This window comes from Chloracidobacterium sp., assembly GCA_016711345.1.
In the GTDB taxonomy this organism is placed as follows: domain Bacteria; phylum Acidobacteriota; class Blastocatellia; order Pyrinomonadales; family Pyrinomonadaceae; genus OLB17.
Window position 1 is genome coordinate 3054556 of record JADJTD010000001.1, and the last position, 20221, is coordinate 3074776.

General features: G+C 49.8%; 20 protein-coding genes. 14 read left to right on the forward strand and 6 right to left on the reverse strand.

Annotated elements, in window-relative coordinates; all coding sequences use genetic code 11:
• Positions 1-4: 4 nt before the first annotated feature.
• Positions 5-1426: a hypothetical protein gene (locus tag IPL32_12635; GenBank protein MBK8466667.1), complete on the reverse strand. Its 1422-nt coding sequence runs from the start codon at positions 1424-1426 to the stop codon at positions 5-7.
• 147 nt (positions 1427-1573) lie between these two features.
• Between IPL32_12635 and IPL32_12640 the strand changes: the two genes are divergently transcribed.
• The gene (locus IPL32_12640; protein ID MBK8466668.1) at positions 1574-2443 is read left to right on the forward strand and encodes a DEAD/DEAH box helicase; all 870 of its coding nucleotides are present in this window, start codon (positions 1574-1576) and stop codon (positions 2441-2443) included.
• A gap of 82 nt (positions 2444-2525) precedes the next feature.
• Here IPL32_12640 and IPL32_12645 read toward each other — a convergent pair whose 3' ends face one another.
• The 4 genes from IPL32_12645 to IPL32_12660 form a co-directional block, all read right to left on the reverse strand.
• Complete coding sequence (locus tag IPL32_12645; protein ID MBK8466669.1) at positions 2526-3578, reverse strand: hypothetical protein; 1053 nt, start codon at positions 3576-3578, stop codon at positions 2526-2528.
• Positions 3579-3725: 147 nt separating this feature from the next.
• Positions 3726-4280, reverse strand: a complete 555-nt coding sequence (locus tag IPL32_12650; GenBank protein MBK8466670.1) for a methyltransferase domain-containing protein — start codon at positions 4278-4280, stop codon at positions 3726-3728.
• Between the two features lie 331 nt (positions 4281-4611).
• The gene (locus tag IPL32_12655) at positions 4612-5247 is read right to left on the reverse strand and encodes a DNA-3-methyladenine glycosylase 2 family protein (GenBank protein ID MBK8466671.1); all 636 of its coding nucleotides are present in this window, start codon (positions 5245-5247) and stop codon (positions 4612-4614) included.
• A gap of 6 nt (positions 5248-5253) precedes the next feature.
• Positions 5254-7317, reverse strand: coding sequence for an AMP-binding protein (locus IPL32_12660; GenBank protein ID MBK8466672.1), 2064 nt, complete (start codon positions 7315-7317; stop codon positions 5254-5256).
• A gap of 163 nt (positions 7318-7480) precedes the next feature.
• Between IPL32_12660 and IPL32_12665 the strand changes: the two genes are divergently transcribed.
• From IPL32_12665 to IPL32_12690, 6 genes are all read left to right on the forward strand, one after another.
• Entirely contained in the window at positions 7481-8269 is a 789-nt protein-coding gene (locus tag IPL32_12665; protein MBK8466673.1) for a 3-oxoacyl-ACP reductase FabG, read from the forward strand.
• 90 nt (positions 8270-8359) lie between these two features.
• Complete coding sequence (locus IPL32_12670) at positions 8360-9442, forward strand: cysteine synthase family protein (protein ID MBK8466674.1); 1083 nt, start codon at positions 8360-8362, stop codon at positions 9440-9442.
• Positions 9443-9503: 61 nt separating this feature from the next.
• Complete coding sequence (lysC, locus tag IPL32_12675) at positions 9504-10868, forward strand: lysine-sensitive aspartokinase 3 (protein ID MBK8466675.1); 1365 nt, start codon at positions 9504-9506, stop codon at positions 10866-10868.
• 34 nt (positions 10869-10902) lie between these two features.
• Positions 10903-11931, forward strand: a complete 1029-nt coding sequence (locus IPL32_12680; GenBank protein MBK8466676.1) for a M20/M25/M40 family metallo-hydrolase — start codon at positions 10903-10905, stop codon at positions 11929-11931.
• A gap of 50 nt (positions 11932-11981) precedes the next feature.
• Positions 11982-12680, forward strand: coding sequence for a dihydrodipicolinate reductase (locus tag IPL32_12685; protein MBK8466677.1), 699 nt, complete (start codon positions 11982-11984; stop codon positions 12678-12680).
• The gene (locus tag IPL32_12690; GenBank protein ID MBK8466678.1) at positions 12677-13327 is read left to right on the forward strand and encodes a phosphoribosylanthranilate isomerase; all 651 of its coding nucleotides are present in this window, start codon (positions 12677-12679) and stop codon (positions 13325-13327) included. Before IPL32_12685 ends, IPL32_12690 begins: the two co-directional genes overlap by 4 nt.
• On the opposite strand, the gene IPL32_12695 is transcribed toward IPL32_12690, so the two are convergent.
• Positions 13322-13939 carry a M23 family metallopeptidase gene (locus IPL32_12695; GenBank protein MBK8466679.1) on the reverse strand — a complete coding sequence of 206 codons (618 nt, stop codon included), beginning with the start codon at positions 13937-13939 and terminating at the stop codon, positions 13322-13324. The two genes, IPL32_12690 and IPL32_12695, sit on opposite strands and share 6 nt — an antisense overlap.
• 53 nt (positions 13940-13992) lie before the next feature.
• On the opposite strand from IPL32_12695, the gene IPL32_12700 reads away from it, so the two are divergent.
• From IPL32_12700 to IPL32_12730, 7 genes are all read left to right on the forward strand, one after another.
• Positions 13993-14883: a 4-hydroxy-tetrahydrodipicolinate synthase gene (locus tag IPL32_12700; protein ID MBK8466680.1), complete on the forward strand. Its 891-nt coding sequence runs from the start codon at positions 13993-13995 to the stop codon at positions 14881-14883.
• 398 nt (positions 14884-15281) lie between these two features.
• Positions 15282-15671, forward strand: coding sequence for a hypothetical protein (locus tag IPL32_12705; GenBank protein MBK8466681.1), 390 nt, complete (start codon positions 15282-15284; stop codon positions 15669-15671).
• Entirely contained in the window at positions 15667-16509 is an 843-nt protein-coding gene (locus tag IPL32_12710) for a 2,3,4,5-tetrahydropyridine-2,6-dicarboxylate N-succinyltransferase (GenBank protein MBK8466682.1), read from the forward strand. The genes IPL32_12705 and IPL32_12710 overlap by 5 nt, the downstream gene beginning before the upstream one ends.
• 45 nt (positions 16510-16554) lie before the next feature.
• Complete coding sequence (locus IPL32_12715) at positions 16555-18024, forward strand: RNB domain-containing ribonuclease (GenBank protein ID MBK8466683.1); 1470 nt, start codon at positions 16555-16557, stop codon at positions 18022-18024.
• 382 nt (positions 18025-18406) lie between these two features.
• Positions 18407-18619, forward strand: coding sequence for a hypothetical protein (locus IPL32_12720; GenBank protein ID MBK8466684.1), 213 nt, complete (start codon positions 18407-18409; stop codon positions 18617-18619).
• Positions 18616-19767, forward strand: a complete 1152-nt coding sequence (locus IPL32_12725; protein MBK8466685.1) for a pyridoxal phosphate-dependent aminotransferase — start codon at positions 18616-18618, stop codon at positions 19765-19767. Before IPL32_12720 ends, IPL32_12725 begins: the two co-directional genes overlap by 4 nt.
• Positions 19764-20213, forward strand: a complete 450-nt coding sequence (locus IPL32_12730) for a TonB family protein (GenBank protein MBK8466686.1) — start codon at positions 19764-19766, stop codon at positions 20211-20213. Before IPL32_12725 ends, IPL32_12730 begins: the two co-directional genes overlap by 4 nt.
• Positions 20214-20221: the final 8 nt, after the last annotated feature.

The window sequence follows — 20221 nt, forward strand, 5'->3', positions numbered from 1 at the left end:
ATTTTTATTTTTGAGCCGGATCAGCAGATGGCTTTGGCACGACGCCATTTGTGTTTTCAGATTTGGGCTGTGCCTTTTGTTCTGCAAGCATGCGCATTATCATCCTCTGCATATCCGCTTTGGGCATTGCGAACGAGACGATTAGCTTCTTGCCCACCGGTTCGACCTTTGCGCTTTGGAGCAAGGCGAGATCGTCTTTATCGTTTTGCGAGGCATCAGGTGCTTCTTTATCTTTTTTCTTTTGGTCTATGAACAATTTCAGAAGGCCACTCATCGAATTAGCTCGGTTCGGATCTTCAAATTCGGACTGCACGACGGCAATGACTCTTTGGTCGTCCTGAAGTATCTCGAAGGACACATCCTTGGCCTTCACCATGGTGAGATATTGAAGGAACCCACTGTTGTTCATCGCTTCGATGGCTTCCTGAACGACCTCGATCATTCGTGGGTCAGGGCTCAACCTTTCTGTGTAGGCAAACGATTTGCGGTCAAGTTTGCCATTTTTATCGAGCTTGCCAGTCGCCTTTATCTTGAACGGCGTTTCGAGATTGACCGCCTTCATGTCGAGAAGTCCGTTGAGCGTGGCGGCAAGTTCGACAAAAGGCCGTTTGTTCAACTCAACATCTGTAACCGGATCCGTTGGTTCAACGGTCGGCTGTGGTGTCGGCGATGGTGACGGTGACGGTGATTGTATTTCGGCAACAGCGTTGGGATCAGGCTGCGGAAACCCAGAATTTTCATCAGGGGTATTCTTAGAAAGCGGCGGCTTCTTCTTACGAATTGATACGGGCGGCTTCCAAGGCGTTGGCCAATATACTGCTCCGCCATTACCGGAATTGCCCGGCAACGTGCCTTCATCGATCACGTCCGGATTTGCCTTAGGAATATTAGGCGGAGTGTCGGTCAAGTCTCCACCGTAAGAAGGTGATGTGATTCCAGGTATGTTTCCGGGAAAGCCGCTTATCCCGCCTTTAAAAAGATCTCCAGCAGCCAATTCCATATCATCAACTGCGGGAGGCGCAAAGTCTTCCGGATTTGCCAGCTCAAAATAGCCTACAGGATAAGTGAGAGGCGGTGTTTCTTTGCTGACATCAATGAAGGTAATATCTGCCTCGCCCAGATCGATCTTGTCATATTCCGCATCGACGTATTCGCGGTCCGTTCCAAAAAGCAAAGCGCCGACATAAACAGTATCCAGCACCTGACAAACGGTCCCGACAAGCGGACTGTCGCAGCCTTTCATCGTCAAAAGCGACGTTTGGGCAAAAACAAAAAGTGCAACAATATTTGCGACAGCCGAGATGCCGACGACCTTAAATAGACCCGACGAAGACATCCAGCCCTTAACCTCGTAATCGTGAAAAAGGCTGCTCTCTAGCTGTGGAGCCGCAGTTGGCTCAAATTCGTATAATGGCTGTTCGAACATATTGCTAAAAATGCGTCAGACGAAAAAAACGTAAAAATTAGACGCTTTGCACTCGCTGCGCGTTGCGAGGCAATTAATTATGCTAACATTTTGAGGCCGTCTTTGGAAGATTAGACTTTCGCATTCTGAACCTCTAATATCACGTCTATGCGTCCCAATCGAGGCTCAAATCGCCGTCGTAATTCTCCTTCGCCGTCAAAACAGCGTCAAAATGGAGAACGAAGATATAAACGCCCTCTTGCAGAGAAAAGTTCCGCTGCACGCATCGTAAAACCGCAAACTCCAACTCAAATAAAAGCAGTCGAACGCCTGTTGTCAGGTATCGGCGTGCCTGAGCAGCAGCCTTTCAAGCCTGACGCTTTTCAGATCGAGGCCTTAAGTGCGATCGAACATCAAGATGTCCTTGTAACGGCACCAACCGGCAGCGGCAAGACCTGGATCGCTCGAGAAGAGATTCGCCGATTGCTTGCCGACGGTAAACGGGCCTGGTACACAACGCCGCTCAAGGCACTTACAAATTCAAAATACGCTGAATTTTCAATTGCCTTTGGAGCGGAGAACGTCGGTATTTTGACAGGTGACCGAAAAGAAAATTCGGATGCTCCGCTGATCGTCGGTACGACTGAGATATATCGAAACCAGCTTTTTGACGCTCTTCGCGATGGCAATGAGGTTGGCACTGATCTGGTCATTCTCGACGAGGCACATTACCTGTCGGACGAGGAACGCGGACACGTTTGGGAAGAAGCGATCATACTCTCGCCGCCGCGTATTAGGCTGTTGCTGCTCTCGGCGACAGTCGGAAGGGCAGATGAATTTGCAGCGTGGATAGGTGAAGTTCGAGGCGGGAAAGTCCGTGTAATAAAAACTGGCCCGAGGCCCGTCGAACTGCGTGCCGCATATCTTTCCAGTGATCTTCAGCTATTTCCGCTTCTAGGCGAAGACAGTCAATACAACCGCGTCCTCGATCAATTCTCAAGGCAGCGATCTAACGATTTTCGCCGCCGCAGGCGCTAAAGTGCGTTAACGCGAGTGTGAACGAGCGTGCCGATAAGCCGTGGGCACGCTCGTTCACACTCGCGTTTCCGCCAATAGAATTCTAATTGATCTTAGCTACGAGAACGTCAATGTCGGCTTGCGGCACGAGCACTTCGAGCGTGACATCGTTGCCGCGTGCGTCAAGTTTTGCATTCTTTACCATACGGCCATAAATTGCTTTGTCGGCTTGTTTTGCGTTCCCAAGCAAACTTTTGCCTATCATCTGAAGTGCGTCGAGCATGTCCTTTAACGCAAGAGCCTGTTCCGGCTTTGCAGTTCTTGCCATCATTTGCAGCGAAGTTCCAATGGCTGCAACATCGAGCGAGCCTGACATATACTGGATCGAATCGATGTTCGAACCAAGTTCGTCATTGTCTAGGCTGAACGTTTTTGAAAATCCGGTTGGGGTTTTGAACGCAAAACTCATCACAGCCGTTTCTTTCGTCGAAAGCAGGCTGGAAATGTCGGTGCTGACCTGCGATTTTGCTTCAAGCGTTTCTCGAACGCGTGTAAGCGATCCTAAAGCAAGCGTGTTCTTGTCTAAAGACGTCACAGCGACCTCGGTAGCAATGCTTTTTACGCCCTGATCGATAACTTGCCCGATCTTGGAATTTTTTACCTGTGCCGGAGTCTTTTTTGCCGCTTCGGGCATTGTGAAAACATAAACTGACGTCTCGCCGATCTTTTCTTCGCGATACTTGCCCTTTGAAGCGATCTTCGCCATTGCGACCAATGCTCCCGAGCTAATATCGCCGCCGGCGATGACTACAGGTTCAAAATCAACTCCTTTTTCCGCAGTCGCCTTCATCTTTAACCCGACAGCGATCTGATCGAATTTGCGAAGGTCAATGCCTGAGGTGTTTTCGATCTCAGCAAGCTTGGTTGTGAACTGGTTAAGCATCGGCTGATTTGCCGATAGCAGTTTTGGCACAGCCTCCACCAGAAAGCGTTTTGAATCAAAGACAGCGACGCCGTCCGATGCAGGAAGCAAAGAGACGAGCCTTGACGCCTGACGATATTTCACAGTTGAACGACCTGTATCGTTCGCTGCAAAACCGACAATATTCAACAAAAGGCCGGTCATCACGGCCAGAGCAAAAAATTTGATTTTCATTATTTAATACCTCAACAAAATACCAAGTTGCTTTTCTAACGATAACAGATGCATCAAGGTTCATAAATAGTTTGCTGATTTTTGCCACGAATAACACGAATGTCACAAATTGTTGTCCGAAATTTGTGATATTTGTGTAATTCGTGGCTAACTCTTCTTAACGACTTCGAATTCAAACCTCAGTTCTTTCCCGCGAATGATGTAACTCAGATACTGCTCCCAAAATTTACGTGTAAATCGCATTGACGCCCATTTGCAGTCCAAATTTACGATGAATTCAATGCCGATAGCCTTCCAAAGATTTGCGAGTGAAACATAACAATCTATGGGCTTTAGCTGAACGTCTGTATAGAAATCAAACACTTCGCGGCCGGCGAGGAATGTATTGAAGGTGAACGAATTAATGTGATTGCGATGTGTCGGGTCATTTGGCCAGTCGGGGTTAGTGTAGTGCGGTGTGAGGAGCTTAATTCGACCGCCGTTTTTGGTGACTCGATGTAGTTCACTGATAAACGCCATCACGTCCGGCACATGCTCAACAACATGATTTGAAACGACCAGATCAAACTCGTTGTCCGCAAAAGGATAAGGAATATCGCCCAGATCGTGAATGACATCTGCCGCAGTACGCGGATTGTTATCAAGGCCGATCGCACCTTCAGTTTTATTGGCTCCGCAGCCGACATCGAGTATCTTGGTCATCGTGCTTTAAGTTTTACGGGCAGAAACACCACTGTCAAGGAACGTGACGCTAGGTCTCAAGAACGCGATGTAACAACTCAACAAGGTTAACAGCCTTAACAAGTTAACACTCATACCATCTTAACGACGTTAACAAGTTAGTTATTATTAGATTACGTTAGTTAATAATAGATTAAGAAAGAAAGGTATGAGAACAATCCTCTGTTACTGCTTGTAACTTGTTAACGTCAGTAAGCTGTTAAAGGTGTTAACTTGTTAAGGCTGTTAAGCCTGTTACATCACGATATTGCTAAATCAGCTATTTACTCTATTGAGATCCTTCTCGTAGAGCTTACAAAGTTCGACGGGCCTTCTCGGAAAGATAAAAATGCCATAAGAGCCTTGCGGCAACTGATCGGTAAGGCTTCCATTTTTCAGCCATCGCAACAAACTCATCCGATCCCGGACGCTTATCGCCGTTCGTCAATGTTCGATAAGCCTCGTGCAGAGCAATGTCACCCTTTGGCATAACGTCTGGCCGGAGCATCGCCATCAACAGGTAAATATCGCTCGTCCATTCGCCGACACCTTTGAGTTTGACGAGTTCCGCCTTCACGTCTGCGTCAGACAGCATATACAATCCGTCTAGGTCGATGCGTTTCGTAAGAATCGCTTCGGACAAATGGCGTGCGTAAGCAGCCTTTTGACGACTGAAACCGATAGCTTTCAGATCGGCATCATTGATCGAGAGCAAGCCATCGGGCGATACTTCGCCAAGGTGAAATGCGAGCTTGTCGAAACAAGCCTTTGCCGACGCGAGCGAGACTTGCTGCTCAAGAATGATATGCAGCAAGGTTGAAAATCCAGTCGGCCGATCCCACAGCGGCGGCGTGCCGTAGGTTTTGTAAACAAACGACAATTCTTCGTGATCCAGTGACAATTTGATGCAGGCATTTTTTATTTGCCGATCGTTCAGAGGTTTTGTCATTGACGCTTATCCCGCAACCTTTTTTATCTCTTCAACTGCATTCGGATCTTCGAGAGCAGACAGATCGCCCGGGTCTTCGCCGAGGTAGGCGGAGCGGATAACTCGACGCATTACTTTGGCGTTGCGGGTTTTGGGCAGGGCTGAGACGAAATGTATCTTTGACGGAGCGAGCGGCTTGCCCATGTCTTTGGCGACGAGAGCCTTCAGCTCGGTCTCTAGGGATGAGGGATGAGGGATGAGGGATGAATCCGGAGCGGGCTGAATTTCATCCTTCATCCCTCCGCCCGCGTCCCTTACTACAACGAACGCAACCATCGCGGTGCCTTTCATCTCGTCGGGTACGCCGATGACGGCGGCTTCGGTGACTAGCGGATGAGCGACCAATAAACTTTCGACCTCGGCGGGGCCGACGCGTTTGCCGGCGACCTTTAGCGTGTCGTCGCTGCGGCCTAGGATGAACCAGTGATTGTCTTTGTCACGCATGGCGAAATCGCCGTGGACCCAGATGTCCTTAAATCTTCGCCAATAAGTGTCGAGATAGCGTTCTTTTTCCTGCCAAAAGCCGCGTGCCATGCCGATCCATGGCTGTTTGATGACGAGTTCGCCGACTTTTCCCGGTGGAACCGGTTTGCCGTTTTCGTCGAGGATATCGACATCCATTCCCGGACACGGAGCGGGAAACGAGCACGGCTTGATCGGCAGCAGCGGATTGCCCATCAAAATGCCGCCGGAGATCTCTGTGCCGCCACTGTAATTGATGATCGGAAGCTTGCTGTCGCCGACCTTTTCAAAAAGCCACCACCACGGGGCCGGATTCCAAGGCTCGCCGGTCGAGGCGAAAGCCCTTAGAGAAGAAAGATCGTGCTTTTTCGGCAGGTCGTCGCCGCAATTTGATAACGCTCGGATCAATGTCGGCGAGATGCCCAAAACCTCGACTTTATGTTTGGCACAAAACTCCCACATGCGGTCGGGCTGCGGATAATCGGGTGCTCCGTCGTAGATGCAGATCGTCGCACCGTTTATCAACGCCCCGTAGATCAGCCACGGCCCCATCATCCAGCCTATGTCTGTGTACCAACTGATTCGCGTGCCTTTGCCGACATCCGTCCCAAACGCCATATCCTGCGCCGCCTTTATCGGAAAACTCGTATGCGTGTGAGCAATGCCTTTGGGCTTGCCGGTCGTGCCGGAGGTGTAGAGGATAATGAGCGGGTCTTCGGCGGAGGTTGGTTCGGTTTTACAATATTCTTTCGGATCGCCGTGATCCTCAACGTAGATGGCAAATTCGTAGAATTCGTCGTGGAGATCTACATATTTTACATCGGATTGCCCAGTCAACTCGTCGCAATCAAAATCACCTTGTGGCAAGCGTCCAACAACTAAAACAATTTTAACTGATGGGCAGAGTTTTACCGCTTCCCGAGCAATTTCCAAAGCGTTAATTTCCTTCCCCCGACGAGTTACGCCGTCAAACGTAAACAAGCCCTTTGCCCCTACTGCGTTCATTCGTGACGCAATGGCGTCAATGCCGTATCCAGAGAAGACTGGTACTGCAATTGCTCCAATTCGGTTAATGGCAAGAAGGACTTCCACGGTGTCGAGCATCATCGGAAGGTGGATGCCAATGGCATCACCTTTTGTGAACCCTTCGTGTCGCAAGATTCCCGCATACGTATCCACCGATTTTTTAAGTTGTTGATAAGTTATGCTTTTGTCTGTACCTTCCTCACCTTCCCAAATCACCGCTGGTTGATCTTTCAACTCTTCCGTTTGCCAGCGGTCGAGGCACATTTCGGTGATGTTCAAACCCGCACCGGCGAGCCATGTAGGCATTTCTACACCATTAGAAGTGTCGAGCAGTTTTTCGTATGGCGGGTCGAATTTGATGTCGAGAAAACGTAAAACCTCTTCGGTGAATTTCTCGACATCGTTGATCGAATATGCGTAAAGCTCATCCCACGTGGAGACGCCGACTTGTTTCATAAAACGGGTAAGCTGCGCGCGTTCGATGACATCGGGCGTCGGCGTCCATGCGATGGGTTGGTCTTCGAGAAGGTTTGTGTCGTTCATTGGGAAGATTTTAACGCAAAGTCGCAAAGTCGCTAAGACGCAAAGGCAGGAAATCAAAGGAAGGGACAATAAAAGAACTTTGCGACTTTGCATCTTGGCGTCTTTGCGTTAAAAATTTCATTAAATCTACGTCCAAATCGCATCTAATTTTCCGGGGGATCTTATGACCGAAATTGCATCGCAGATAAAACTTCCAAACAACCTTTTTGCCGGTAAGACGGCAATAGTTACAGGTGCCTCACGCGGCGTCGGGCGTGCGACCGCTTTGCGGCTGGCTGAGGCTGGTGCTGATGTTGTTGTTAATTATCTGAGCAATGAGGCTGAGGCGCTTGAGACGGTCGAGATGTGCAAGGCGAAAGGCGTCGAAGCTATCGTTGTGCAAGCCGATGTCTCTGAGTTTTCCGGTGCACAGCAGATCGCAAAAGAAACGCTTGCTAAGTTTGGCCGCATCGATCTGCTTGTTTGTAACGCAGGTGTATGGGATGGTGCACCGATCGAGGACATGACCGAAGATCTTTGGAACAAGGTCATTAACACGAATCTCAAATCGGCCTGGGCGATGACAAAAGCATGTGTTCCCGCGATGAAGAAACAGGCGTCGGCTGCGATCGTGATGGTTTCTTCGACATCTGGCCAACGCGGCGAGGCAAATTATTCAAATTATTCAGCATCGAAAGGCGGACAGATATCATTTACAAAAGCCTTAGCGAGCGAGCTTTGCCCAAAGATCCGCGTCAACGCGGTCGCTCCCGGCTGGATCGAAACGGCGATGTCGCGGCCTACATTTGATACGGACGGTTATCGGCAGACAGTTATTGATTCCATTCCTCTAAAAAGAATTGCGACGACGGACGATGTTGCTTTGTCGATCTGCTTTTTGCTCTCTGATTGGTCGCAGCATATCACCGGCGAAATTCTGAACATCAACGGCGGCGCTGTTCTGTGTGGTTGACACTCAGCGATTGTGACCGAGAACACGGAAATTTGTTTTTGATGGTGGTAAGCGTGTGATTAGGGATTTTTTCACGAGTGCACACCATCTATGAACATTAACAGCCTCAGCGATTATCAAAGTCATTTCAGCGCCGTGCCCACCAGTTCGTCGTACGTCGAGAATTTGATCGGCAATACGCCGCTTTTAGCCATTCATTTTCATTTCAAAGGCGAACGCAGAACTATTTTTGCAAAAGCAGAGCATCTCAACCTTTCCGGAAGCATAAAAGACAGGATGGCGTTTCACATCCTAAGATCGGCCTATCGCGATGATGTCATCCGCAAAGGCGACATTATCGCCGAAGCTACTAGCGGGAATACGGGCATTTCGTTTGCCGCTATCGGCCATGCATTCGGCAATCCCGTTCACGTTTTTATGCCTGACTGGATGAGCAAGGAACGGATTTCACTGATAAAGAGTTACGGTGCGGAAGTTACTTTGGTCAGCCGTGAGCAAGGCGGGTTTATCGGCAGTATTGAGATGGCCGATGCTCTCAAATACGAACATGGCCGCGTCTTCCTGCCTCATCAATTCTCAAATCTCTGTAACGCCGAAGCTCATTACTTGACGACAGCCCCTGAGATCTGGGCGCAGCTTGCCCGAGTCGGGTTTGAGCCTGATGCTTTCGTCGCCGGTGTCGGAACTGGCGGAACGATAATGGGGGTGGCGGCATTTCTCCGCGAAAAGGATCCGCAGATCAAGGTCCATCCACTCGAACCATTGGAGTCGCCGACGCTTTCGACGGGGCATAAGGTGGGCAGTCATAGGATCCAGGGAATTTCCGATGAATTTATACCAGCGATATGCGACCTTGGTAAGTTGGACGAAGTTATCAGCGTTTCGGACGGAGACTCGATACTTATGGCCCAGAAACTTGCGTCGCGGCTTGGCCTCGGGGTCGGGATTTCGTCAGGGGCCAACTTTCTCGGAGCGTTGATGGCGCAGGAGAAATTGGGCAAAGACGCAATAGTCGCAACTGTATTTTGCGATGACAACAAGAAGTATCTGAGCACGGATCTGGTTCACGATGTGCCGTTAAAGGACGGTTATCTTTCACCGGACATTGAGCTTTTTGGCTACCAGACGATAGGCCGAGTTGATCCGGCAGAATTTGCTGCACTTCCCAAATAAGTGAATTTCTTTCTTTCCTTTTGCTTACTAGCTGGATTTACCTTAAATTTACAAGGTAATTGTGAGCGAAACCCTACACCCGACAGTGATGAAATTTGGCGGCACGTCAGTGGGCGATGTCGCGGCGTTTGAGCGCGTTTTCCATGTTGTGTCGACGCAGATGGACAGGAAGCCGGTGGTTATTGTTTCGGCGATGACTAAGGTAACGGACGCTCTGCTCGATGCGGTTGAGATCGCCAAAAAAGGCGATTTTGCTGAGGCCATTGCTTCGCTTGAACCGCATTTTGAGCGACATATCGAGGTTTCAAGGCTCTTCATTCCCGCTGATGCACCAAATGCTTTCAATGGCGAGTTGGAGTTCGCCCGTAACGAGCTGTCTGATCTGCTGATGCGTGTTACACGGCGTTCGCTACCGCTACAGATGCTGAAGGACGCGATCGTTTCGTATGGGGAACAGCTTTCATCTCGTTTGCTTGCCGAGGTTTTGAAGGCGAAAGGCGTTAATGCAAGACAGGTCGATGCGCGGCGGATGATCGTCACCGATGACGAATACGGCGCTGCAACGCCGCTCGTCGATGAGACAAACGAACTTATCAAACTAGAACTCGAACCGCTTATCAACGCCGGCGAAGTTCCGATCATGGGCGGTTTTATCGCGGCAAATCGCGGCGGTGAGACAACTACGCTCGGACGCGGAGGTTCTGATTATTCGGCGGCGCTCGTCGCGGCGGCTTTGCGGGCCGGCGAATTGCAGATCTGGACAGACGTGACCGGTGTGATGACCTGCGACCCGCGTATTTGCAGTGAGGCTCGTACAATTCCCGTTCTCTCTTACGAAGAAGCGGCCGAGCTTGCGTATTTCGGAGCCAAAGTTTTGCACCCGAAAACGATCAAACCGGCGGTCGATAATTCGATCCCTGTTCGCGTTTGTAATACGTTCGAGCCGGATGCGGTTGGCACGATGGTGCTTGCCGATTCTGACGAAGCTCCGAACAAGATCAAGTCGATCGCCCACAAGAAAAAGATCACGATCCTGCGCATCACTTCGGCACGAAAACTCGGCAGCTATGGTTTTATGAGCGCGCTGTTTCAGGTGTTTGAACGATACCGAACTGTCATCGACGTTATTTCCACTTCGGAAGTCTCGGTCGCCCTGACGCTTGACAACACCGCCTCGCTCGAACAGATCGTCACCGAACTCGAACGCCTCGGCGATGTCGAGGTCGAAGCCGGTTACGGCGTTATCTGTGTCGTCGGCGAAGGCCTGCGAGCAAAGACCGGCCTCGCATCGAGTGTTTTTTCAACGATCAACGACGTTAATGTCGCCCTCATCTCACACGGCGCCTCGAGCGTGAATTTAACGTTTGTTGTGAAGGAAGAATATGTTGCGGATGTAATAGGAAGGCTTCACAAAGAGTTCTTTTAGTTTTCTTTGTTTTCTCAGTGCCTTTGTGGTGAAAATTCTTATGGATCTTTTCGAACTGACAAAATCTCTCATGAATATTCCGTCCGTTTCCGGCGATGAGGAAATGGTCGGATTCTATCTTCGCGACTATCTCGAATCGCTTGGCTGGACGGTTGAGCTGCAGGCGGTTTCGGAAAAGCAGAGCAATGTCATTGCTTATTTGAACGATACGCCGCGAGTTTGGCTTTCGACGCATATGGACACGGTGCCGCCGTTTATTGCTCCGACTGAAGACGATGAGAAAATATACGGGCGAGGTTCATGTGATGCGAAGGGGATAATTGCCGCGCAGATTGTCGCGGCTGAGGAGTTAAGGCGGCAAGGGATCGAAGATATTGGGCTGCTTTATACCGTTGAAGAAGAAAGAGCTTCAACCGGTGCTAAGGTCGCTAATGACCATCCGATGGCCGCGAAATGCGAATATCTGATAAACGGCGAGCCGACCGATAATGACCTGGCAATCGGTTCAAAAGGAGCGTTTCGCGCAAAGATCAAGACGCAAGGAAAAGCTGCACATTCGGCTTATCCTGAACAGGGGGATTCAGCGATAGAGAAACTGCTTGATATTTTAGAGGACGTTCGGCATACGAAATTTCCGCACGACGATTTCTTTGGCGAGACGACATGTAACATCGCAACACTCGACGGCGGCGTCGCACTCAATGTCATTCCGCCAACCGCCGAGACAGGTTTGCTAATTCGCTTGACGACGCCGATGGAACCGATCCGCGACGCTTTGACAAGCCTCATACGCGGACGCGGTGAACTTGAAGTATTGTCATACAGCTTGCCGGTCAGGATGCTCCAAGTTGATGGATTTAAGCAAAAGGTCGTGCGGTTCACGACCGACATTCCGCATTTGGGCAATTGGGGCCAACCGCTGCTGCTTGGCCCGGGCTCGATCCTTGTTGCGCATACAAAGGATGAGTTTGTGCTAAAAAAAGGTTTGGAAGAAGCTGTTGGGTTGTATGTCGAATTGGCAAAAAGATTACTCACCACAAAGTCACAGAGAGCACAGAGTTAATACTATTATCTTCTCTGTGTTCTCCGTGGCTCTATGGTGAAATAAAACTTATGAAGATTGCACTTATCGGTTACGGCGCGATGGGAAAGCTCATCCGAGCTCTTGCCGAGGAGAAAGGACACGAGATCGCTGTCGTTATTGATGACACGGACGCTAGTTTGTCGGCGGCAGAATTGGGCGAGAAGTTGAAGTGCTCCGATGTGGCGATAGATTTCACAACGGCTGGGGCCGTTCGGCGAAATGTCGAGGCTTGCGTGGCTGCGGGCGTGCGGCTCGTAGAAGGAACAACCGGGTGGAACGCACAGCGGGCCGAGATCGAACAAATCGTCCACGGTGGCGACGGTGCGTTTGTTTTTGGTGCTAATTTTTCCATCGGCGTGAATATTTTTTATCGTATCGCCGATCTTGCAGCCGAACTTTTTGCTAAATTTCCCGAATACGAAACCTTTATAGAGGAGCAGCATCATTCACGCAAACTTGATAGCCCGAGCGGCACGGCTCTGAAACTCAAAGAGATTCTTGCCGAACATATCAAGAAAGACATCAGTATTTCTACGACACGGGCCGGTAGCATTCCTGGAACACATAGTGTCGGTTTCGACGGCCTCGCCGATCAGATATTGCTCGAACACACGGCACGCTCACGTGAAGGATTTGCGTCGGGAGCGTTGCTTGCGGCGGAGTGGATCGTCGGGAAAAAGGGTTTTTATGAATTCACCGATGTTATGGACGAGATCGTTGGAAAATGAAACCGCGCGTAAAGATCTGCTGTATCGCCAATGAACAAGAGGCTGCCGATGCTATCTCATTTGGTGCATCTGCAATCGGCCTCGTCGGCAAAATGCCTTCGGGACCAGGGCCGATTGCGGATGAAGAAATCTATGCGATCGCCCGAACAGTGCCGCCGCCGGTAGCGACATTTTTGCTGACGAGCCAGCAAACTGCACAGGGTATCATCGATCATCATCACCGCACTAAAACCAACACTATCCAGATCGTTGACGAGCTGCACGGACGTGATTACAAGGTAGTTCGTGACGCGTTGCCGCATATAAAGCTGGTACAGGTCATTCATGTAATTGATGAGCAATCGATTGACGAAGTCGCAGAACTTGCAGAATTTGTCGACGCGATCCTGCTCGACAGCGGAAATCCGAATCTTGCAGTAAAAGAACTTGGTGGTACAGGAAGACGACACGATTGGCGTCTGAGTCGAAGAATAGTCGAGACTTGCGGCAAGCCGGTTTTTCTTGCGGGCGGACTGAACGCGGAGAATGTCCGAGAAGCTATCGAAACGGTTCAGCCATTTGGTCTTGATCTTTGTTCAGGTGTGCGGACTGACGGGAAACTTGACCTGCGAAAGCTAGAGCAGTTTTTCAATGGTGTGAATCTATAAAATCAGAAGGATCAACCCATCCTTTTCGTTCGCTTGCGTAACCACCACCGGACTGATTTTCGTTCGCATTTCAAAATGCAGGTGACACAGATAGCGGCCATTCGCATTGCCTACCTTACCAATTTGCTCCCGTTTTTTGACCCCGCCGTCTCTTTTGAGGATCTCCAGCATGTGACCATATAGCGACTCGATCTTTTCTCCGGACGGTAACGTATGCTCAATGATCACGACATTTCCCCAGCCTGGTCCAGCATCTCCGGCATAGGTGATAATACCGTTGGCCGCCGCATAAACCGCTTCGCCGCAGTCCGTGTTACCGCCAGTATTTTTGTTCCAATCTTCGCCAAGATGGTCGTTCTCTCCAAAGTCTAAAGCGTTATACCATTCGTCCTTATCTTTCTTTTGAGTCACAACGTCTGTTTTTCCAACTGGATAGGCAAAACTGTCGGCAATTGCAACAGACTTTGGTTCAATATTGCTCTGTGTCGTGACGGAATTCTTCTGTTCAATAGTCGGATATTGACAAGCTATGGACAGGAAAATAAGAGCAGTTAATAAAAATAATTTTACAGCATTCATAAATTCCGCAGATTTATTTTGTAACTTCAACATCGATAAGAATATACTTAAGCCAATTTTAGAGGCAATGTATTTTTCTTATGACGATGAAAATTGACTGGATGCGTGGATGCGCGACGGCTCTTGTTACACCTTTCAAAAAGGACGGCTCGATCGACGGCGATTGCTTTAAGAAGCTGGTCGAACGGCAAGTGAAGAATGGCGTGAAGCTGCTTGTTCCGTGCGGGACGACCGGTGAAAACGTCACGATGGACGAGGATGAATTGTCGGAAGTAATACGGCTGACAGTCGGCGTAGCTAAACGGCACAAAGTTCATGTGATCGCCGGGACCGGAACCAACAATACTGCTAATGCTATCGAACGGACACGAAAAGCCCGCGAGGTTGGAGCCGATGCGGCTCTTGTCGTGGCGCCGTATTACAACAAACCGACGCAGGAAGGAATGTTTGCCCATTTTTCCGAGATCGCGAGATCGGTGAAGGGGTTTCCGATCGTGCTTTACAACGTGCCTTCTCGGACCGCTTCGAATATCTCCGCCGAGACAACGCTGCGGCTGGCCGAAAAATACGAGAACATCGTTGCGACCAAAGAAGCATCTGGCGATTATTCGCAGATAATGGAGATACTGAAAAACCGGCCAAAGAACTTTAAGGTGTTTTCCGGTGATGACGCTGCGACATTGCCTTTGATCTCGCTCGGTGCCGACGGCCTTGTTTCGGTCATCGCCAACGAACTGCCAAAAGAAACCTCAAAAATGGTCGATCACGCACTCAATGGTTCGTTCCATTTTGCACGCAAGATCAATTACCGACTGCTGGAGTTGATGGAGGCAAACTTTGTCGAATCTTCGCCCGCTCCGTGTAAATTTGTGATGAAGGAAATGGGTCTATGCGAGGAAAATCTGCGGCTTCCGCTCGTGCCAGTAAAGGAAGCAACAAAGAAAAGATTGAAACAGATAATGGCCGAGATCTTGTAAGTAATGCTGAGTTTACCAGAACTCAACCTAACGGATGTGTTCGTGTGGCTTATGCTTGTGGCCACTGTAGTTGTTTTGGCGCTGTACTGGGGTATCTCGGCGATCCTTGTGGTTGTGAACGTTTCGAATAGTGGAAGATCACTGCGAAGTCTCAAATCATTCTTTCATTTTGCGGTTGTGAGTATCTTATTACTGGTCAATTTGGTGGTGTTTTACTGGTTCACATGGGGGCATCAAGATAGGAGACCTTTATTTGGAAAGAATGACTTTTACCCTTTCCTCTGGCTACCACTAAATCTTCTAGTGAGCGTTGGATTAGGGAAAATCAGTTATAGGTATTTTTCGACTGGCAAGAATTCAATCAATTCGGGGACTGCCGCGGAAGAGGGATTTTGACGATGGAATTTGATGGCTTAAAAAGACCAGGCGGAACGGACGGAGGCATCATCGAGTTTGTTATCGGCCTTGTGATGACGATCTCTGGTGCATACATGCTCATCAGCCGCGTTGTCGTTGCGAGCGGCTTTTGGAATTGGGGCGGTTACAACTCGTTCGGTTTGTCGCTCGTCCCGCTCATTTTCGGCATCGCTTTTGTTTTCTTTAACGGCAGATCGATCATTGGCTGGATACTTGTAGGTCTGAGCGTTATTTTCATCGGCTCGGGGATACTGATGAATCTACAGATATACTTTCAGCCGACGAGCCTTTTTAATACGGTGATAATGTTGATCTTATTCGCCGGCGGCATTGGGTTGATCGCAAGAGCGGTATTTATTGCTCGAGATTAGAAAAACTGTGAATTTACGAAACCAAATAGAAGAATTGTTTGCGAAAACAGAGTTTACATCCGCAGATCGCGAGGTCTACGAGAATTTTAAGACGGCTCTTCGTCGTGGCGAGATCCGTTCGGCTGAAAAAGATGCGGACGGCAATTGGAATGCGAATGCTTGGGTAAAGCAGGGAATTTTGCTAGGGTTTCGGATGGGCAAGATGGTCGAGATTTCTAAGCCGACCGAGACACTGCAATTCTTTGACAAGGATACATTTCCGCTCCGTCCGATGACGCTAGAGGACGGCGTCCGGATCGTGATAGGCGGCTCGGCGATACGTGACGGAAGCTATGTTGCACCGAGCGTAGTTGTGGTTCCGCCGGCTTACGTCAATGTCGGAGCCTATGTCGATGAAGGCACGATGATCGATTCTCATGCTCTCGTCGGCTCGTGTGCGCAGATCGGCAAGCGTGTTCATCTCTCGGCGGCGGCACAGATCGGCGGCGTTTTGGAGCCGGTTGGTGCAGTTCCGGTCATTATCGAAGATGATGTTCTGGTCGGTGGAAACACGGGCGTTTACGAAGGAACTATTGTTCGCGAAGGTGCAGTTTTGGCTTCCGGTGTGATACTGACGCGTTCGACTCCGGTATTTGATCTGCCGAATGGCCGCGTTATCAAATCCGAAGGTGACAAGCCGCTCGAAATTCCTGCCGGTGCTGTTGTTGTGCAAGGTTCACGAGCTGTGACGAGCGGATTTGGCAAAGACAACGGCCTCTCGATCTACTGCCCGATCATCGTCAAATACCGCGACGAAAAGACCGACGCCTCGACCAAGCTTGAAGATTATTTGAGATAAAATCTCCCGCAAAGTCGCAAAAGAACGCAAAGTAAGAGTAAGAAAATGAACGATCAAGGATCGAGTAGTTGGCTGACACAGCGGGCACGTCAAACGATGGCTGAAAACGGTTTTGAGCCGGAGTTTTCGGACGCTGTTTCAGATCAATTGAACCAAATAAAAAATGCCGCTGAGCCTATCGCCGATGCCTCAATTAAAGATCTGCGTGCTCTGTTGTGGTCGTCGATAGATAATGCGAGTTCGCGCGATCTCGATCAGATCGAGTGGGCCGAAAGTTTGCCGAATGGCGATATTCGAGTGCTTGTCGGCATTGCGGATGTTGATACACTTGTCCCGAAAGATTCGCCCATAGACACGCACGCCGAGCAAAATACCGTCACCGTTTACACCGAAAGCAAGATATTTCCGATGCTGCCAGTTGAACTTTCGACGGATATTACCTCGTTGAACGAAGGCGAAGATCGGCTGGCGATAGTCGCCGATATGACGGTCAAGGAAAATGGCGATGTGCCGGAGAGTACGTTTTACAGAGCGTTGGTTCGTAATCGCGAAAAGCTTGCTTACGAAGATGTCGGCGAATGGCTCGACAACGGCGGAGAGATGCCTCGTTCGGTCGTACAAACTTCGGGGTTGAAGGAGCAGATCGAGCTACAGAGACAGGCGGCGATTCGTTTGCAGGCATATCGTCGTGCAAAAGGCTCGCTGGAATTCGAATCTATCGAATCATCTGCCGTCGTTGAGGATGGCGAGATCAAAGGCATTGTGTCCGTCCATCCAAATTCGGCTCGCAAGCTGATCGAAAATTTTATGGTCGCGGCAAATGTCGAGATGGCCGAGTTTCTCGAAGCTCACGGATCGATCTCGCTCCGCCGCGTGGTCAAAACGCCTCAGCGATGGGACGGCATAGTTCGCATCGCCACCGAATATGGCGAGCATTTACCTGATGAGCCGGATCAACCTGCGTTGGCAGATTTTCTAGAAAGACGCCGTGCGGCCGACCCCGAACATTTCCCAGACCTTTCGCTTTCGATAATAAAGTTGATCGGCAGCGGCGAGTATGTCGTCGAGCGTCCCGGCGAAGACACAGGCGGACATTTTGGGCTTGCGGTTCGCGATTATGCTCATTCGACTGCGCCAAATCGCCGTTTTACGGACATTGTTGTCCAACGGCTCGTCAAAGCGGTCATTTCAAACCAGCCATCGCCCTACACCGCCGATGAACTCGAGGCCATCGCCACGCATTGCAATGATCAGGAGCGTGCCGCCCGTAAAGTCGAGCGAAAGATGCGAAAGGTAGTCGCGGCGACAGTGATGCAGCGGCACATCGGTGAGAATTTTGACGCCATCGTCACCGGCATTACGCCGAGCGGTACGTTTGCACGCATCCTGCGGCCGCCTGTCGATGGACGCATCGAACAAGGCGAACACGGGCTGAATGTCGGTGAGAAAGTTAATGTGCGCCTGCTTTCAGCCGATCCGCGCAGCGGATTTATCGATTTTGCTGCCCATCGTTAAACCTGCTATTGAATATCTGTGATAATAAATGTCTGTTTCACAGATAAAATTTCTTGCTATTTGCAGAAAATTATGCTAGGATTTTTCGTATAAAGAATTGCTCTTTGAAAACTTATTCTCAGAAAAACTTTTAAAAACGCGACTGAACGGAACGAATAGGATAATCCATTTATTAACAACAAGTTACACGTTCCAAGCCCGTTTCATGGTAGTAAGGAGTATGAAGATTTCCTACTCCGGTAGGAAGAAGTAGGATTTGTTCCAGCGCTGAAAGCGATCTGTAGCAGTTTGAAAATTCTTTGGGCTTTGTATCTGACCTATCAAATTTGCCGGGTTTAATCTCTTGGCGCATTCGTCTAAAATGGAAATTGAGGCAATTATAATGACAGAAAACGAACACGATAATGGCGAGAAACACGGGCTGAAAGAAAGCATTACCGGTTTTGGGCAAAAGATCATAGGCGAGATCGAGACGCTCGCGGGAGTTATAAACGCAGATCCGCTGGCGCAGGCCGAAGGCGAATTTAATGTCGAAGTCGGTACGGTTCGCGAGGACCTCGAGGAAAGCGGGATCGAGGAAGAGAAAGAAAAATGATGCCGGCACGATCGATCGAGAATTTTGTATTGCCTCGGCGGATGCAGGGGCTGCAGCCGACACTGATACGGCAGTTTTTTGAGCGTGCGTTGCCGGACAGTATTAATTTCGGCCTTGGCGAGCCCGATCTGCCGACGCCCGAATTCATGCGGGCCGAAGCCGCTCGTGTGACACTCGATGAGCAAAACGGCTACACATCGCATCCGGGAATTCCGGCGTTGCGTGACAAGATCGCAGAGCAATATCCGCATCTCAAGTTGGAACGCAATAATGTTGTCGTGACGTGCGGTTCGCAGGAAGCGATGACAGCGGCATTCATGTGCATAGTTGACGAAGGCGATGAGGTGCTCGTGCCAAATCCGAGCTTTCCTGCCTATGACGCCTGCGTCAAGATCGCACAGGGAAAGCCTGTCTATTATCGTATGCCTGCGGATCGCGAATTTGCATTTGATATTTCAAATTTCAAATCTCAAATTACAGAAAAGACAAAAGCGGCCGTCGTTATCTCGCCATCCAATCCGACAGGCAAAATACTGACGCCCGAAGATCTGAAACAGATCGCGGACGCGTTAAAAGGCACGGGCATTTATCTTATCTCGGACGAGATATACAGCGACCTTTATTTTGGCGAACGGCCGCATTCGGCATCGCAATACTACGATAAGACCGTTATCGTCAGCGGCTTGTCAAAATCTCTGAGTATGACCGGCTGGCGTCTTGGCTGGGCGGCAAGTTCCGATGCCGACATTATGAATGCCATTCAGGTGCTTCACGGTTTTCTGACAGTTTGCACATCGACCATAACGCAAAAAGCTTCGCTCCTCGGCTGGACCGACGAAGCCGAGGCCGCCAAACAAAACGCCCGCGATATCTACAAAAAACGCGGAGCATTTTTGGTAGATCTTCTTGATAAAGAACTCGGATTACACGCGACTTCGCCGGAAGGTGCTTTTTACACGATGCTTGATGTGCGTTCGCTTGGAGATGATATTGAGATCGCAGAAAAGTGTTTGCAAAATCGCGTGGTGACCGTTCCGGGCATTGCTTTTGGCGACGAGGCAAAAGGTTTTTTGAGAATCTCGTTTTGTAATACAGAGGAAAGGATGGCCGAGGGGGTTCGGCGGATGAAAGGGGCCTTGTCATTGTGAAATTGATTCCGCTCGCATTTATATTTGCATCCGCGATATTTTGCAGCACTATCCGCAATAAGATCGATCCGACTCCTACACCTTTGCAGATAGTCGAATCAGCGCCGCAACCAAGTATCGATGCATCGGCGACGCCTACGCAAACGGAACCACCGAAAACTCAGCATTTTGGAGGATTGGTTTCCGGCGGCATCATGAACGGAAAAGCCAGGTCACTGCCGAAGCCGGATTATCCTGCTGCGGCTAAGGCGGTTAAAGCATCGGGAACGGTCATGGTTCAGGTCACGGTGGATGAAAAAGGTGTCGTTGTATCAGCCACCGCCGTATCGGGGCATCCGTTGCTCAGGAAGGCGGCTGTCGAGGCCGCGAAGAAGGCGGTTTTTGAGCCGACGATCCTGTCAGGAACGGCAGTTAAGGTCTCGGGAGCGTTGACGTTTAGTTTTTGATCAGAATT

Excerpts from the sequence above, each read along its gene's own strand:
- IPL32_12645 (MBK8466669.1), bottom strand. The coding sequence starts at position 3,578 with ATGAAAATCAAATTTTTTGCTCTGGCCGTGATGACCGGCCTTTTGTTG.
- IPL32_12720 (MBK8466684.1), top strand. The coding sequence starts at position 18,407 with ATGACAGAAAACGAACACGATAATGGCGAGAAACACGGGCTGAAAGAA.
- IPL32_12725 (MBK8466685.1), top strand. The coding sequence starts at position 18,616 with ATGATGCCGGCACGATCGATCGAGAATTTTGTATTGCCTCGGCGGATG.
- IPL32_12665 (MBK8466673.1), top strand. The coding sequence starts at position 7,481 with ATGACCGAAATTGCATCGCAGATAAAACTTCCAAACAACCTTTTTGCC.
- IPL32_12635 (MBK8466667.1), bottom strand. The coding sequence starts at position 1,426 with ATGTTCGAACAGCCATTATACGAATTTGAGCCAACTGCGGCTCCACAG.
- IPL32_12690 (MBK8466678.1), top strand. The coding sequence starts at position 12,677 with ATGAAACCGCGCGTAAAGATCTGCTGTATCGCCAATGAACAAGAGGCT.
- IPL32_12695 (MBK8466679.1), bottom strand. The coding sequence starts at position 13,939 with ATGTTGAAGTTACAAAATAAATCTGCGGAATTTATGAATGCTGTAAAA.
- IPL32_12650 (MBK8466670.1), bottom strand. The coding sequence starts at position 4,280 with ATGACCAAGATACTCGATGTCGGCTGCGGAGCCAATAAAACTGAAGGT.
- IPL32_12655 (MBK8466671.1), bottom strand. The coding sequence starts at position 5,247 with ATGACAAAACCTCTGAACGATCGGCAAATAAAAAATGCCTGCATCAAA.
- IPL32_12700 (MBK8466680.1), top strand. The coding sequence starts at position 13,993 with ATGAAAATTGACTGGATGCGTGGATGCGCGACGGCTCTTGTTACACCT.
- IPL32_12685 (MBK8466677.1), top strand. The coding sequence starts at position 11,982 with ATGAAGATTGCACTTATCGGTTACGGCGCGATGGGAAAGCTCATCCGA.
- IPL32_12715 (MBK8466683.1), top strand. The coding sequence starts at position 16,555 with ATGAACGATCAAGGATCGAGTAGTTGGCTGACACAGCGGGCACGTCAA.
- IPL32_12705 (MBK8466681.1), top strand. The coding sequence starts at position 15,282 with ATGGAATTTGATGGCTTAAAAAGACCAGGCGGAACGGACGGAGGCATC.
- IPL32_12640 (MBK8466668.1), top strand. The coding sequence starts at position 1,574 with ATGCGTCCCAATCGAGGCTCAAATCGCCGTCGTAATTCTCCTTCGCCG.
- IPL32_12670 (MBK8466674.1), top strand. The coding sequence starts at position 8,360 with ATGAACATTAACAGCCTCAGCGATTATCAAAGTCATTTCAGCGCCGTG.
- IPL32_12660 (MBK8466672.1), bottom strand. The coding sequence starts at position 7,317 with ATGAACGACACAAACCTTCTCGAAGACCAACCCATCGCATGGACGCCG.